Below are 16,371 nucleotides of genomic sequence, written 5' to 3' on the forward strand. Positions count from 1 at the left end.
CACCACCCCCTCCCCCCTTTGCCGCCCGTTCCCATCCTTGGAGAAGAGCACCGTGTCTTCTGCGTCGCCCGCCACCAACGAAGAGAAGCTCCGTGAATACCTCCGCCGCGCCATGACGGATCTTCACGAGGCACGCGAGCAGGTACGCCAGGCCGAGTCGGCCAAGCATGAGCCGGTGGCGATCGTGGGTATGGGGTGCCGGTTCCCGGGTGGGGTGTCCTCGCCGGAGGGGTTGTGGGATCTGGTGGCGTCGGGGGTGGACGCGATTTCGCCGTTCCCGGTGGACCGGGGTTGGGACGTGGCGGGGTTGTACGACCCGGAGCCGGGCCTTCCTGGGCGTACGTATGTGCGTGAGGGTGGGTTCCTGCATGATGCGGGGGAGTTCGACGCGGGGTTCTTCGGTATTTCGCCGCGTGAGGCGTTGGCGATGGATCCGCAGCAGCGGTTGTTGCTTGAGACGTCGTGGGAGGCGTTGGAGCGGGCGGGGATTGATCCGCATGCGCTGCGCGGCAGCCAGACCGGCGTCTACGCCGGAGTGATGTACCACGACTACGGCAGCTACACGGCAGGCGCCGCCCTCGACGACGAGGTGGGCGGGTTCCTCGGCATCGGCAACACCGGCAGCGTCTTCACCGGCCGTGTCTCCTACACGCTGGGCCTGGAGGGCCCGGCGGTGACGGTGGATACGGCGTGTTCGTCGTCGCTGGTGGCGTTGCATCTGGCGGTGCGGGCGCTGCGCAGCGGTGAGTGCGACCTGGCCCTCGCCGGCGGCGTGACCGTCATGGCAGGCCCCGGCACCTTCGTGGAGTTCTCGCGGCAGCGGGGGCTCGCTTCGGACGGTCGCTGCAAGGCGTTCTCCGACTCCGCGGACGGCACGGGCTGGAGTGAGGGTGCGGGTGTTCTGGTGGTGGAGCGGTTGTCGGATGCGGTGCGCAGCGGTCACCGGGTGCTTGCGGTGGTGCGTGGTTCGGCGGTGAATCAGGACGGTGCGAGTAATGGTCTGACGGCGCCGAGTGGTCCGGCGCAGCAGCGTGTGATCCGTCGGGCGTTGGCGGATGCGCGGTTGGGTGTGGGTGATGTGGATGTGGTGGAGGCGCATGGGACGGGGACGCGTCTGGGGGATCCGATCGAGGCGCAGGCGCTGCTGGCGACGTATGGGCAGCGTGATGGTGAACGGCCGTTGTGGCTGGGCTCGTTGAAGTCGAACGTGGGACACACGCAGGCGGCTGCGGGGGTGGCCGGTGTCATGAAGATGGTGATGGCGCTGCAGGAGGGTGTGCTGCCCAAGACGCTGCATGTGGGCGAGCCGTCGGGGGAGGTGGACTGGTCGGCGGGGGCGGTGTCGCTGCTGACCGAGTCGGTGGCCTGGCCTGAGGCGGGACGTCCGCGGCGGGCAGGCATCTCGGCGTTCGGTGTGAGTGGGACGAACGCGCACGTGGTCCTTGAAGAGTCGCCGGATGCGGAGGAGGGCAGGGAGGCTGAGGCTGGTGCGCCTCCTGCGGTGATGCCGGTGGTGATGCCTGTGGTGGTGCCGGTGGTGGTGTCGGGGCGTAGTGCGGGTGTGGTGCGTGAGCAGGCGGGGCGGTTGGTGGGTGTGGCGGGGGCCGCGCGGTTGGTGGATGTGGGGTTGTCGTCGGTGGTGTCGCGGTCGGTGTTCGAGCACCGGTCTGTGGTGCTGGCCGGGGATGGGGGCCATTTGGCCGCTGGTCTTGGGGCGTTGGCTGTGGGTGAGCCGTCGGCCGATGTCGTGTCGGGTGTGGCTGCTCAGGTGGGTGGTCGTTCGGTGTTTGTGTTCCCGGGTCAGGGGACGCAGTGGGCGGGGATGGCGGTGCGGTTGTGGGGCGAGTCGGGTGTGTTTGCGGAGTCGATGGCGCGGTGTGAGGCGGCGTTTGAGGGGTTGGTGGAGTGGCGGTTGTCGGAGGTGTTGGGGGATGAGGCTGCGTTGGGGCGGGTGGATGTGGTGCAGCCGGTGTCGTTTGCGGTGATGGTGTCGTTGGCGGCGTTGTGGCGTTCTGTGGGTGTGGTGCCGGATGCGGTGGTGGGGCATTCGCAGGGTGAGATTGCTGCGGCGGTGGTGGCGGGTGGTCTGTCGTTGGAGGACGGGGCCCGTGTGGTGGCACTGCGTGCGCGGGTGATTGCCGGGGAGTTGGCGGGCCGGGGTGGGATGGCGTCGGTGGCGTTGCCGGTGGCCGAGGTGGAGTCGCGGCTGGGGGTCTGGGATGGCCGGCTGAGTGTGGCGGTGGTGAACGGGCCGTCCGCCACTGTGGTCGCCGGTGATACGGATGCGGTGGCGCAGTTTGTTGCCGGGTGTGAGGGGGAGGGGGTGCGGGCGCGTGTGCTGCCGGTGGACTACGCCTCGCACTCGGCCCACGTGGAGACGATCGAGGCGGAGTTGACGCAGCTCCTGGCCGGGATCCAACCCCAGTCGGGCACGGTCCCGTTCTACTCGACGGTAGAGGCCGCCGTGGTGGATACGGCCGGCCTCGATGCGGCCTATTGGTTCAGGAATCTGCGTCAGCCGGTCCGTTTCCAGGAGACCGTCGAGCGCGTACTCACAGACGGTTTCACGGTGTTCGTGGAGTCCAGTGCGCACCCGGTGCTGGTCCCGGCGGTTCAGGAGACGGCCGAACTGCGTGACGACCCTGTATGCGTGGTGGGTTCGCTGCGTCGTGGTGAGGGCGGTCTGCGCCGCTTTGTGGCCTCGGTGGCGGAGGCGTTCGTGCAGGGCGTGGATGTGACCTGGCCGGTGCTCTTCGAGAGGACTGGTGCCCGCCGTGTCGAGTTGCCCACCTACCCCTTCCAGCGGCAGCGGTACTGGCTTGAGGCGGACCGCTCGACGGCCGCGGCTGCGGCTGCGGCTGTGGTGGCGGAGCGGTCGGATGACGGGCTGTCGTATGAAGTGGTGTGGAAGAGCGTGGTGTTGGGGGATGTGGCCGCGGCACGCCTTGAGGGGCGCTGGCTGCTGGTCGTGCCTGAGCTGCTGGACCCGGTCGCCGCGCGCATGGCCCAGGACCTCCAGGACGCGCTGACCACCCACGGCGCCACCGTGGCCACACTCACCGTGGACCCTGCCGCCACGGATTTCGACGGATACACCGAGGCCGCGACGGGTGCCACCGGCATCGTGTCGCTGCTCGGTCTGGTAGAGGGCCCGCACCCGGTGCACGCCGAAGTGCCGCTCGCCCTGGCCGGGTCGCTGACGCTGATGCGGCAGGCCGCGCGGGAGGACGGTGTCGGGGTGCGGGTGTGGGCGGTGACCCGGGGTGCGGTGTCTGTGGTGCCGGGTGAGGTGCCTGTGGTGGCGGGTGCGCAGTTGTGGGCGTCCGGGCGGGTTGCGGCGCTGGAACTGCCTGATCGCTGGGGTGGTTTGATCGATGTGCCGTGGGATGCCGATGCGCGGTCGGCGGGGCTCGCGGTGCGAGCTCTTGCCACTGGTCTCGCCACTGGTGCCGCGGCCGGTGAGGATCAGTTGGCGGTGCGGCCCTCGGGTGCGTACGGCCGTCGTGTCGTGCGGGCCGCTGCCCGCCCGGCCACGGAGAAGTGGCGGCCCCGCGGCACCGTGCTCCTTGTCGGGGACATCGACGCCGTCTGTGAGCCACTCGTCCGCCGACTGCTCACGGACGGCGCGGAGCGGGTCGTCCTCGCGGATCCGGCCCTGACCGAACTCCCCGCCGCGCTCGCGGACGTGACGCAGCACGTGACGGCCGCCGTCGTCCATGACCTCTCGGACAGCGAGGCCCTCACCGGCCTCCTCGACGCGCACGCCCCCACCACGGTCGTGATCGTTCCGCCCGCTGCGGCGCTCGCTCCGCTGGAGTCGACGGACACGGCCGAGTTCGCCGCGGCCGTCGCCGCCAAGACCGACGCCGCAACGCGGTTCGACGCGCTCCTCGACGGGGCTGCCGCACCCGAACTCGTCCTGATCTCCTCGGTTTCGGGAGTGTGGGGCGGTGCCCGCCAGGGTGCGTACGCCGCCGGGGCCGCCCATCTCGATGCGCTGGCCGAGCGTCGCCGTGCCCGCGGCCTGCCGACGGTCTCCGTCGCCTGGACGCCCTGGGAGGGCTCCGTCACCGCGGAAGGCGCCGACGCCGAGTCGCTGCGGCAGTACGGCATCGCTCCGCTGGAGCCGCAGGTGGCGCTCGCGGAACTGAACCGGGCGCTCGCGCGCGGAGCGGCCTGTGCCGCCGTCGCGGACATCGACTGGGAACGCTTCCTCGCGTCGTTCGGCTCCGTACGTCCCACCGCCCTCTTCGACGAACTGCCCGAAGTCCGGAGGATCCGTACGGCAGAGGCGGCGGCCACCGCCGAACAGGCCGCAGGAAACGGGGCGTCCGGCGGCACGGACCTGGCCCGCGCTCTGCGGGACAAGCCCCGGGTCGCGCAGCGCAAGGCCCTCATGGAACTGGTCACGGCACACGTGGCGGCGGTCCTGGGAGAGACCTCGCCCGGCGCGGTCGACCCGAACCGGGCGTTCAAGGACGTCGGTTTCACCTCGATGACGGCCGTCGAACTGCGCAACCGGCTCCAGGAAGCCACCGGCATCACCCTCCCGGCCTCCCTCGTCTTCGACCACCCCAACCCGCGCGCACTCGCCGAGCAGCTGCGCGGGGAACTGCTCGGCGAGGACGGCGCCGAGCAGTCTGGTGCCGAGGCGGGTGCTCAGGAAGGCACCCTCCCGGTGCACCAGGAGGAGCCGATCGCCATCATCGGCATGTCCTGCCGCTTCCCCGGAGACGTCGGCACGCCCGAGGAGCTCTGGGAGCTGCTCACGGAGGGCCGCGACGCGATCACGGGCCTGCCGACCAACCGCGGCTGGGACGTGGCGGGGCTGTATGACTCCGATCCGGATGCGGCGGGTCGTGCGTACGTCCGTGAGGGTGGGTTCCTGCATGATGCGGGGGAGTTCGACGCGGGGTTCTTCGGTATCTCGCCGCGTGAGGCGCTCGCCATGGACCCGCAGCAGCGACTCGTCCTCGAACTCGCCTGGGAGTCCTTCGAACGGGCCGGGATGGACCCGGCCGACCAGCGGGGCAGCCGCACCGGCGTGTTCATGGGCACCAACGGTCAGCACTATATGCCGCTGCTACAGAACGGCACCGAGAGCTTCGACGGCTACCTGGGCACCGGCAACTCCGCCAGCGTCATGTCGGGCCGCATCTCGTACGTTCTCGGCCTGGAGGGCCCGGCGGTGACGGTGGACACGGCGTGCTCGTCGTCGCTGGTCGCCCTGCACCTGGCGGTACGGGCGCTGCGCAGTGGCGAGTGCGACCTGGCCCTCGCCGGCGGCGCGACCGTCATGTCGACGCCGGAGGTCCTCGTGGAGTTCTCCCGGCAGCGGGCGGTGGCTCCCGACGGTCGCTGCAAGGCGTTCGCCGACTCCGCGGACGGCTTCGGACCCGCTGAGGGTGCGGGTGTTCTGGTGGTGGAGCGGTTGTCGGACGCGGTGCGCAACGGTCACCGGGTGCTTGCGGTGGTGCGGGGTTCGGCGGTGAATCAGGACGGTGCCAGCAACGGTCTGACCGCGCCGAACGGCCCCTCGCAGCAGCGTGTGATCCGTCGGGCGTTGGCGGATGCGCGGTTGGGTGTGGGTGATGTGGATGTGGTGGAGGCGCATGGGACGGGGACGCGGCTGGGGGATCCGATCGAGGCGCAGGCGCTGCTGGCGACGTATGGGCAGCGTGATGGTGAACGGCCGTTGTGGCTGGGCTCGTTGAAGTCGAACGTGGGGCACACGCAGGCGGCTGCGGGTGTGGCCGGTGTCATGAAGATGGTGATGGCGCTGCAGGAGGGTGTGCTGCCCAAGACGCTGCATGTGGAGGAGCCGTCGGGGGAGGTGGACTGGTCGGCGGGGGCGGTGTCGCTGCTGACCGAGTCGGTGGCCTGGCCTGAGGCGGGGCGTCCGCGGCGAGCCGCGGTGTCCGCCTTCGGGCTCAGCGGGACGAATGCGCATGTGGTGTTGGAGCAGGCGCCGGATGCGGAGGAGGGCAGGGAGGCTGAGGCTGGTGCGCCTCCTGCGGTGATGCCTGTGGTGGTGCCGGTGGTGGTGTCGGGGCGTAGTGCGGGTGTGGTGCGTGAGCAGGCGGGGCGGTTGGTGGGTGTGGCGGGGGCCGCGCGGTTGGTGGATGTGGGGTTGTCGTCGGTGGTGTCGCGGTCGGTGTTCGAGCACCGGTCTGTGGTGCTGGCCGGGGATGGGGGCCATTTGGCCGCTGGTCTTGGGGCGTTGGCTGTGGGTGAGCCGTCGGCCGATGTGGTGTCGGGTGTTGTTGGGGTCGAGGGTGGTCGTTCGGTGTTTGTGTTCCCGGGTCAGGGGACGCAGTGGGCGGGGATGGCGGTGCGGTTGTGGGGCGAGTCGGGTGTGTTTGCGGAGTCGATGGCGCGGTGTGAGGCGGCGTTTGAGGGCTTGGTGGAGTGGCGGTTGTCGCAGGTTCTGGGCGATGAGGCTGCGTTGGGGCGGGTGGATGTGGTGCAGCCGGTGTCGTTTGCGGTGATGGTGTCGTTGGCGGCGTTGTGGCGTTCTGTGGGTGTGGTGCCGGATGCGGTGGTGGGGCATTCGCAGGGTGAGATTGCTGCGGCGGTGGTGGCGGGTGGTCTGTCGTTGGAGGACGGGGCCCGTGTGGTGGCACTGCGTGCGCGGGTGATTGCCGGGGAGTTGGCGGGCCGGGGTGGGATGGCGTCGGTGGCGTTGCCGGTGGCTGAGGTGGAGTCGCGGCTGGGGGTCTGGGATGGCCGGCTGAGTGTGGCGGTGGTGAACGGGCCGTCCGCCACTGTGGTCGCCGGTGATACGGATGCGGTGGCGCAGTTTGTTGCCGGGTGTGAGGGGGAGGGGGTGCGGGCGCGTGTGCTGCCGGTGGACTACGCCTCGCACTCGGCCCACGTGGAGACGATCGAGGCGGAGTTGACGCAGCTCCTGGCCGGGATCCAACCCCAGTCGGGCACGGTCCCGTTCTACTCGACGGTAGAGGCCGCCGTGGTGGATACGGCCGGCCTCGATGCGGCCTATTGGTTCAGGAATCTGCGTCAGCCGGTCCGTTTCCAGGAGACCGTCGAGCGCGTACTCACAGACGGTTTCACGGTGTTCGTGGAGTCCAGTGCGCACCCGGTGCTGGTCCCGGCGGTTCAGGAGACGGCCGAACTGCGTGACGACCCTGTATGCGTGGTGGGTTCGTTGCGTCGTGGTGAGGGCGGTCTGCGCCGCTTTGTGGCCTCGGTGGCGGAGGCGTTCGTGCAGGGCGTGGACGTGACCTGGCCGGTGCTCTTCGAGAGGACTGGTGCCCGCCGTGTCGAGTTGCCCACCTACCCCTTCCAACGGCAGAACTACTGGTACAACAGCCCGGCGCGCCACGGCGACGTGACCTCCTTCGGGATGGCGGAGGCCGGTCACCCGCTGCTCGACGCGGGCATAGAGCTTCCCGACGGGGGCGAGCACCTCTACACCGCCCGACTCACCGCCGACACTCAACCCTGGCTGCTCGAACACACCCTGCTGGGCGTGCCGTTGCTGCCCGGTGCGGCCTTCGTGGACCTCGTGCTGTGGGCCGGACGGCAGCAGGGATGCGAGCTGGTCGAGGAGCTGGCGCTGGCCGCGCCGCTGCTGTTGTCCGACAGCGCCGCCGTACGGCTGCGCCTTGTCGTGGGCGCGGCGGACGCCGAAGGGCGCAGCGCGGTCACCGTCCACTCGCGTCCGGACGAGCGCGATGAGCGTGACGAGCACGGCGAGCACGCGGGGACGCCGGTCTGGACGAAGCATGCCGAAGCCATCGTCGCCCCCGCCCCTTCGGCTCCCGACGGGGACACGGACGGCAACTCCACGCTCGTACGGGCTGGTTGGAGCACGCAGGGGACGGACGGCTTCTGGCCCGCCGACTTCTACGCGGCCTTCGCCGAGCGCGGATATGGATACGGCCCCCTGTTCCAGGGAGTGCGGTCCGGACACCACGACGGGACCGACGTGTACGCCGAGGTCGCCCTGGAGCGGAGGACCACGACCGGCGCCAAAGGCTTCGGGATACACCCGGCACTGCTCGACGCGGCCTTCCAGACGATGAGCCTGGGCTCGTTCTTCCCCGACGACGGCCGGGCCCGGGTGCCGTTCACGCTGCGCGGCATACGCCTGTACGCCACCGGAGCCGAGCGGCTGCGGGTCCGGGTCTCGGGCGCCGGTGACGACGCCGTACGCGTCGAGTGTGCCGACGACCAGGGGCGGCTCGTCTGCGAGATCGACGCGCTCGCCGTACGCCCGGTCTCCCCGGACCAGTTCCGCCCGGCCGGGCAGGACGCGGGCCGGGGTCTGCTGCACCGGGTTGAGTGGCCGGTCCTTTCCTCGTCGGCTTCGTCGGCCTCCGTCGCCTCCGAGGCGTCCGCCGCCGCAGCGGCAACCGCGGGACGCTGGCTCGTGGTCGGGGACGAGGGTGGCTTCGGGCTCGCGGAGGGTCTGCACCTGGCGGGCATACCGAACGAGCGCTGCAAGTACCTGGCCGACGCGATAGCCGCTACGGGGAGCTTCATAGCCGCCCCCGTCCCGCGCTCGCTCGCCATGGACGCCGATGCGGTCCGTCGCGCCGTACACCAGGCCCTCGAACTCGTACAGGGCTGGCTGTCCGCCGACGACGCGTCGCTGCGAGTGGGGCAGGGCCAGGGGCAGAGTGAAGGGGCGGACGCGGGCGCCGGGCGGCGTCTGGTGTTCCTCACGAGCGGCGCGGTGTCCACGGGCGACGCGGACCCGCTGCGGGACCCGGTTGCCTCGGCGGTCTGGGGCCTCGTACGGTCCGCCCAGTCGGAGCAGCCCGACCGCTTCGTGCTCGTCGATCTGGACGAGGGACCCGTGGACGGGGCAACCCTGGTGGCCGCGCTGGCCTCCGGTGAACCGCAACTCGCGATCCGCGGGGGCGAGGTACGGGCGCCCAGGCTGGCGACGCTGCCCGCGCGGGACACGCAGGCGCTGCTGCCGCCCGCCGGTTCCCGGGCCTGGCGCCTGGCAGGAAGCGGCTCCGGCACGCTCTCGGACCTGGCGCTCGTGCAGGGCACCGCGGACACCGCTCCGCTCGCGGCGGGCCAGGTGCGGATCGCGGTGTGTGCGGCCGGGCTCAACTTCCGTGACACGCTCATCGCCCTCGGCATGTACCCGGGCGAGGGCGTGATGGGCGCCGAGGGTGCCGGAGTGGTCACCGAGGTAGGGCCGGAGGTGACCGGTCTCGCCGTCGGCGACCGGGTGCTCGGCATGTGGACCGACGGGTTCGGGCCGTACGCGGTGGCCGACCACCGCATGGTGGCCCCGATGCCGCGCGGCTGGTCGTACGCGGAGGCCGCCTCGGTGCCCGCCGTCTTCCTCAGCGCCTACTACGCGCTCAAGCACCTCGCCGTCCTGCGCCCAGGCCAGTCGCTGCTCGTCCACGCGGCGGCCGGCGGCGTGGGGATGGCCGCGGTCCAGCTGGCCCGCCACTTCGGCGCCGAGGTCTACGGCACCGCAAGTCCGGGCAAGTGGGACGTGCTGCGCGAACAGGGCCTCGACGACCGGCACATCGCCAACTCCCGGACCCTGGAGTTCGAGGACCGGTTCTTCGAGGAGACCGGGGGGCGCGGCGTGGACGTCGTACTCAACTCCCTCGCCGGGCAGTTCGTCGACGCCTCGCTGCGACTCCTGCCGCGCGGTGGCAAGTTCGTGGAGCTGGGCAAGGCCGACGTGCGCGAAGCCGTACAGGTGGCCGCCGACCACCCGGGCACCGGCTACCGGGCCTTCGAGCTGATGGAGGCAGGACCGGAGCTGGTCGGCGGCATGCTCACCGAGCTGCTTGAGCTGTTCGCGTCCGGGGCGCTGCGCCTGCTGCCGGTCACCGCGTACGACATCCGGCGCGCCCCCGACGCCTTCCGCACCCTCAGCCAGGCCGGACACGTCGGCAAGCTGGTCCTGACCATGCCGCCCGCCTTCACCGGACACGGCACCGTCCTGATCACGGGTGGCACCGGAAACCTGGGCGGCACCCTCGCCCGGCACCTGGTGACCGAGCACGGAGTACGGCACTTGCTGCTCACCAGCCGACGGGGCCCCGACGCCGAAGGCGCCCGCGAACTCGCCGACGAACTGGCCGAGTTGGGTGCCTCCGTGACCATGGCCGCCTGCGATGTCGCCGACCGCGAGGCGCTGTGGCAGCTCCTGAAGAGCGTGCCGCGCGAGCGTCCGCTCACCGGGGTCGTGCACGCGGCGGGCGTCCTCGACGACGGCGTCGTCACCTCGCTGACCCCGGACCGGATCGACGGCGTGCTGCGGCCCAAGGCCGACGCCGCCCTGAACCTGCACGAGGCGGCGCTCGACCCCGAACTCGGCCTCGATCTCTCGGCGTTCGTCCTGTTCTCCTCCGTCGCCGCCCTGCTCGGGGGGGCAGGACAGGGCAGCTACGCCGCCGCGAACAGCTTCATGGACGGGCTCGCCCAGTACCGGCGCGGCCGGTCGCTGCCCGCACTCTCCCTCGGCTGGGGACTGGCCGGGAGCGGCCGCATGACCGCACACCTGGACAGCGGCGACCTGCTCCGCCGCATGGCCAGGGGCGGTGTGCTGCCGCTGTCCGGAGAGGAGAGCATGGCCCTGTTCGACGCGGCCCAGGGCATCGACGAGGCGCTCCAGGTGCCCGTGCACTTCAACACCGCCACCCTGGGCGCGGGCGGAGACATCCCGCCGATCCTCGGTGGCCTCGTCCGCGGCGGTACGGGCAACTCCGCCGTCCGCCAGGGGGGTTCGGCGCCGACGGACCCGGGTGCGCCGGGCGTGCCCGGCGGTGGCGACGCCGCGTCGCTCGCCGACCGGCTCTCCGGGCTCGGTGAGGCCGAACAGCGGCAGCTCCTCCTCGACACCGTGCGGATGCATGCGGCCCTCGTCCTCGGACACACCGGCGCCGACGGCATCCGCGGCGACCGCGCGTTCAAGGACCTCGGCTTCGACTCGCTGACGGCCGTCGAAATGCGCAACCGGCTCGCCTCGGCCACGGGACTGCACCTCGCGGCAACCCTCGTGTTCGACCACCCGTCTCCGGACGCGCTCGCCGAACACCTGCGTTCGCGGCTCGTTCCCGAGACGCCGGCCGCAGCGCCGCTGCTGGCCGAACTCGAACGCCTGGAAGCGGCGTTCAAGGGGATGACCGCGGGCGACCTCAGCTCCGTCGTGCCCGATGACATCGCCCGCAGGGAGATCTCCGTACGCCTCGCGGCGCTGAGCTCCCACTGGAAGGGCCTCCAGGAGGACCGGTCGGCACCAGAGCGCGGCGCGTCGGACTCGATCGTCGAGGACATCGACTCCGCCGACGACGACGAGATCTTCGCCTTCCTCGACGAGAAGCTCGGCGACTCCTGACCAACTGAGGCCACCGGACCGCCGGGCCACCGCACGGACTGACGACTTAGCTGACGGGTGATGTGAGACATGGCGACCGAACACGAGCAGAAGCTCCGCGACTACCTGAAGCGGACCACCACGGAACTCCACCGGACCACCGAACGCCTGAAGGATCTGGAGGACCGGGAGCATGAGCCGGTGGCGATCGTGGGTATGGGGTGCCGGTTCCCGGGTGGGGTGTCCTCGCCGGAGGGGTTGTGGGATCTGGTGGCGTCGGGGGTGGACGCGATTTCGCCGTTCCCGGTGGACCGGGGTTGGGACGTGGCGGGGTTGTACGACCCCGATCCGGACGCGGCGGGTCGTGCGTACGTCCGTGAGGGTGGGTTCCTGCCTGACGCGGGGGAGTTCGACGCGGGGTTCTTCGGTATCTCGCCGCGTGAGGCGCTCGCCATGGACCCGCAGCAGCGGTTGTTGCTTGAGACGTCGTGGGAGGCGCTGGAGCGGGCGGGGATCGACCCGCATGCGCTGCGCGGCACCCGGACGGGCGTCTACGTGGGCGCCTGGAACGGCGGCTACGCCGACGGAATCCCCCAGCCCTCGGCCGAACTTGAGGCCCAGCTCCTCACCGGCGGAGTCGTGAGTTTCACCTCCGGCCGCATCTCGTACGTTCTCGGCCTGGAGGGCCCGGCGGTGACGGTGGACACGGCGTGCTCGTCGTCGCTGGTCGCCCTGCACCTGGCGGTACGGGCGCTGCGCAGTGGCGAGTGCGACCTGGCCCTCGCCGGCGGCGCGACCGTCATGGCCACCCCCGATGTGTTCGTGCGCTTCTCCCGGCAGCGCGGAGTGGCTCCCGACGGCCGCTGCAAGGCGTTCGCCGACTCCGCGGACGGCTTCGGACCCGCTGAGGGTGCGGGTGTTCTGGTGGTGGAGCGGTTGTCGGATGCGGTGCGCAGCGGTCACCGGGTGCTTGCGGTGGTGCGGGGTTCGGCGGTGAATCAGGACGGTGCGAGTAATGGTCTGACGGCGCCGAGTGGTCCGGCGCAGCGGCGTGTGATCCGTCGGGCGTTGGCGGATGCGCGGTTGGGTGTGGGTGATGTGGATGTGGTGGAGGCGCATGGGACGGGGACGCGTCTGGGGGATCCGATCGAGGCGCAGGCGCTGCTGGCGACGTATGGGCAGCGTGATGGTGAACGGCCGTTGTGGCTGGGCTCGTTGAAGTCGAACGTGGGCCATATGCAGGCGGCTGCGGGGGTGGCCGGTGTCATGAAGATGGTGATGGCGCTGCAGGAGGGTGTGCTGCCCAAGACGCTGCATGTGGGCGAGCCGTCGGGGGAGGTGGACTGGTCGGCGGGGGCGGTGTCGCTGCTGACTGGGCAGGAGTCGTGGCCGGAGGTGGGGCGTCCGCGGCGGGCAGGCGTCTCTGCGTTCGGTGTGAGTGGGACGAATGCGCATGTGGTGTTGGAGCAGGCGCCGGATGCGGACGGGGCGGGGGACGCAGAGGAGGAGGTTGCTTCGCCTCCTGTGGTGGTGCCGGTGGTGGTGTCGGGGCGTAGTGCGGGTGTGGTGCGTGAGCAGGCGGGGCGGTTGGTGGGTGTGGCGGGGGCCGCGCGGTTGGTGGATGTGGGTTGGTCGTCGGTGGTGTCGCGGTCGGTCTTCGAGCACCGGTCTGTGGTGCTTGCCGGGGATGGGGGCCATTTGGCCGTTGGTCTTGGGGCGTTGGCTGTGGGTGAGCCGTCGGCCGATGTCGTGTCGGGTGTGGCTGCTCAGGTGGGTGGTCGTTCGGTGTTTGTGTTCCCGGGTCAGGGGACGCAGTGGGCGGGGATGGCGGTGCGGTTGTGGGGCGAGTCGGGTGTGTTTGCGGAGTCGATGGCGCGGTGTGAGGCGGCGTTTGAGGGGTTGGTGGAGTGGCGGTTGTCGGAGGTGTTGGGGGATGAGGCTGCGTTGGGGCGGGTGGATGTGGTGCAGCCGGTGTCGTTTGCGGTGATGGTGTCGTTGGCGGCGTTGTGGCGGTCGTTGGGTGTGGTGCCGGATGCGGTGGTGGGGCATTCGCAGGGTGAGATTGCTGCGGCGGTGGTGGCGGGTGGTCTGTCGTTGGAGGACGGGGCCCGTGTGGTGGCACTGCGTGCGCGGGTGATTGCCGGGGAGTTGGCGGGCCGGGGTGGGATGGCGTCGGTGGCGTTGCCGGTGGCCGAGGTGGAGTCGCGGCTGGGGGTCTGGGATGGCCGGCTGAGTGTGGCGGTGGTGAACGGTCCGTCGGCGACGGTGGTGGCCGGGGATGCCGGGGCGGTCGTGGAGTTCGTGGAAGGCTGTGAGACGGAGGGGGTTCGGGCGCGTCGGATCGCGGTGGATTACGCCTCCCACTCGGCTCATGTGGAAGGGATCCGCGCGGATCTCCTCGAGGCCCTTGCGGGGATCCGCCCGCGGTCGGGCACGGTCCCGTTCTATTCCACGGTCGAGGCGGGCCTCATCGACACGGCGGGTCTGGATGCGGAGTACTGGTTCAGGAATCTGCGTCGGCCGGTCCGTTTCCAGGAGACCGTCGAGCGCGTACTCACAGACGGTTTCACGGTGTTCGTGGAGTCCAGTGCGCACCCGGTGCTGGTCCCGGCGGTTCAGGAGACGGCCGAACTGCGTGACGACCCTGTATGCGTGGTGGGTTCGTTGCGTCGTGGTGAGGGCGGTCTGCGCCGCTTTGTGGCCTCGGTGGCGGAGGCGTTCGTGCAGGGCGTGGACGTGACCTGGCCGGTGCTCTTCGAGAGGACTGGTGCCCGCCGTGTCGAGTTGCCCACCTACCCCTTCCAGCGGCAGCGGTACTGGCTTGAGGCGGACCGCTCGACGGCCACGGCTGCGGCTGTGGCTGTGGTGGCGGAGCGGTCGGATGACGGGCTGTCGTATGAAGTGGTGTGGAAGAGCGTGGTGTTGGGGGATGTGGCCGCGGCACGCCTTGAGGGGCGCTGGCTGCTGGTCGTGCCTGAGCTGCTGGACCCGGTCGCCGCGCGCATGGCCCAGGACCTCCAGGACGCGCTGACCACCCACGGCGCCACCGTGGCCCGCCTCCTGGTCGACGTGGCAGAGGCCGACCGCGCCGCCCTCTCGGCACGCCTCACCGCCGCCCTCGCCGAAGCCGAAGAAGCCGAAGAAGCCCAAGGAGAGGCGCCCTTCGCCGGAGCCCTCTCCCTCCTGGGAGCCGACGAGCGGCAGCACCCGCGCCACCCGGGCGTCGACCTGGCCACGGCCGGGACGATGCTGCTCGCGCAGGCATGGGCGGACGTGGCCGCGGCGGGTGCGGTGCCGGGTGCGGACCCGAAGTTGTGGGTCGTCACCCGCGGGGCGGTCGCGGTGTCCCCCGGGGAGCGGCCGTCCGCCGTCGGTGCTCAGGTCTGGGGCCTTGGCCGCTGCGTGGCGCTCGAACTCCCCACCCGGTGGGGCGGGTTGGTGGACCTTCCCGCCGATGCGGAGGGTGCCGTCCCCGGGCGGCTCGGGCAGCAGTTGGCTCTTGTCCTGTCGGAGTCCGGCGCTGAGGACCAGGTGGCGCTGCGGGCGTCGGGTGCGTACGGCCGCAGGCTGCTGCCCGCCGTCGGTGCCGCGCCCGCTCGCCGGGCCGGGGGGAAGGCGGGTTACGAGCCGCGCGGCACGGTCCTGGTGACCGGCGGCACGGGCGCGCTCGGCGGACACTTGGCGCGGTGGCTCGCCCGCGGCGGTGCCGAGCACATCATCCTGGTCGGACGCCGGGGCGAGAGCGCGCCGGGAGCCGCCGAACTCTGCGCTGAGATCAAGGAGTTGGGCGTCGACGTGACCGTCGCGGCCTGCGATGTGGCGGACCGGGACGCGCTGCGGGAGCTGCTGGAGACGCTGCCCGCCGGGCGGCCGCTCTCAGCGGTGTTCCACGCCGCCGGTGTCCCGCACTCGGCGCCGCTGGCGGACACGGACCCGGCCCAGCTCGCCGCCGTGCTCGCGGGCAAGGTCAGCGGGGCCCGGAACCTCCACGACCTCACCCGCGAAAAGGAGTTGGACGCGTTCGTGCTGTACTCGTCGGGCGCCGGGGTGTGGGGGAGCGCCGAGCAGAGCGCGTACGGAGCCGCCAACGCCGCCCTGGACGCGCTGGCCGAACAGCGCCGGGCCGAGGGGCTGCCCGCGACCTCGGTCGCCTGGGGCCTGTGGGGCGGTGGCGGCATGGCGGGTATGGAGGGCGAGGAGTTCCTCAGCTCTCTGGGCCTGCGGCCGATGGCGCCGGAATCGGCCATCGCCGCCCTGCAGGGGGCGCTTGACCGGGGCGAGACCTGCGTGAGCGTGGTTGATGTCGACTGGGCCCGGTTCGCCCCGGGGTTCACCGCCTTCCGGCCCAGCCCGCTGATCGGGGATCTGCCCGGGGTGCGTACCGCGTTGGACGGGGCGGTGGACGGAGCGTCCGCCGTATCCCTGGGCGGGGCGCGGTCCGGCGGCGGAGCCGCGGAGCACGGAATCCTTGCCCGGCTCGGACAGGCGACGGCCGGTGAACGGCGGGAGATCCTGCTCGACCTCGTACGCCGCCACGCCGCGGCCGTGCTCGGCCACCCGGGGCCTGAACACATCGAGGCGGACGGCGGGTTCAGGGTGCTGGGCTTCAGCTCGGTCACCGCCGTCGAGCTGGCGGCCAAGCTCGGCGCGGCGGTGGGCACCAAGCTGCCCGCCACCTTCGCCTTCGACTACCCCAACGCCCGTGCGGCGGCCGACCACCTCGACGGCCTCCTCGCGGTGCCGGCGGACGGTGAGGCGCGGGAGGCCGCGATCCGGCAGGCGCTGCAGACCGTGCCGCTCGCCCGGCTGCGGGACGCGGGCCTGCTCGACGGCCTGCTCGAACTCGCTGGTCTGCGCCCCGGGCCGGGCGGCCCGGCCGGTGTGCGCGGGCCGGACGGCACACACGCCCCGGACGAGGTGGACGGTCTGGACGAGGTGGACGGCCTGGACGCCGCGGCGCTGGTGGACCTCGTGCTCAACAACTCCGACTCCTGACCGCGCCCGCCCCGCACCCATCTCCGGCCCTCGTCCCGCCCCCGGTTCCGTACGAA

General features: G+C 71.5%; 2 protein-coding genes. Both read left to right on the plus strand.

The features are described 5' to 3' along the window. The first annotated feature begins 52 nt into the window (after window positions 1–52). Window positions 53–11,341 carry an SDR family NAD(P)-dependent oxidoreductase gene (locus ACH4TV_RS31370; RefSeq protein WP_398404023.1) on the plus strand — a complete coding sequence of 3,763 codons (11,289 nt, stop codon included), beginning with the start codon at window positions 53–55 and terminating at the stop codon, window positions 11,339–11,341. A gap of 69 nt (window positions 11,342–11,410) precedes the next feature. Then, window positions 11,411–16,315, plus strand: coding sequence for a type I polyketide synthase (locus ACH4TV_RS31375; RefSeq protein ID WP_398404025.1), 4,905 nt, complete (start codon window positions 11,411–11,413; stop codon window positions 16,313–16,315). Window positions 16,316–16,371 lie beyond the last annotated feature (56 nt).

The organism is Streptomyces sp. NPDC020898, assembly GCF_044333925.1.
Classification (GTDB): Bacteria; Actinomycetota; Actinomycetes; order Streptomycetales; family Streptomycetaceae; genus Streptomyces.